Annotated in this window: 1 pseudogene; it reads left to right on the top strand. The window is 31.2% G+C overall.

Features of this window, described 5'->3' with window-relative positions:
- Positions 1 to 23: 23 nt before the first annotated feature.
- Positions 24 to 513: pseudogene (locus AMN80_RS02210) on the top strand (ammonium transporter); the annotation flags it as partial.

The raw sequence follows: 513 nt of genomic DNA, 5'->3' as shown, positions 1-513 counted from the left end.
TGCTAGGCACTGGTTTAAGTAGAATGGAGCAAATAGAAGCACAATTAATTGGTGTAATTTCAATAGGAGCATTTTCTTTCATAGGTTCCTATATTATCTTAAAAATTTTAAATAAAATTTATCCTTTACGAGTTAGCCCTATCCAAGAAGAGTTAGGCCTTAATATTGCAGAGCATAATGCAACTTCAGTAGAACATGATTTAATTTCTATTTTAGAAAAACAATCTGAGAGTGGAGATTTAACTATTAGAGGACCACAAGATCCATTTACTGCAGGGGGTGTGATAGGTTTATATTATAATAAACTAATGAGCAAACTAGAGACTAGTGAAATAGAAAAACAAAAGTGGAGAAATAGAATTACAAATGAAGTTAAACTTGCAGTAAAAGTTCAAGAAAACTTTCTTCCTAAAAGAAATCTAGAGAATTATCCTGTACATGGTATCAACATTGCTGCTAGAGAGGTTTCTGGAGATTTTTTTAGTTTTTATCCACACAACGAAAGTGTTTATT

The sequence above is a fragment of the Candidatus Pelagibacter communis genome (assembly GCF_001179985.1).
Classification (GTDB): Bacteria; Pseudomonadota; Alphaproteobacteria; order Pelagibacterales; family Pelagibacteraceae; genus Pelagibacter; species Pelagibacter ubique_J.
Note: the sequence above shows the minus strand (reverse complement) of the source record. Positions and strands in the feature narration are given on the sequence as shown.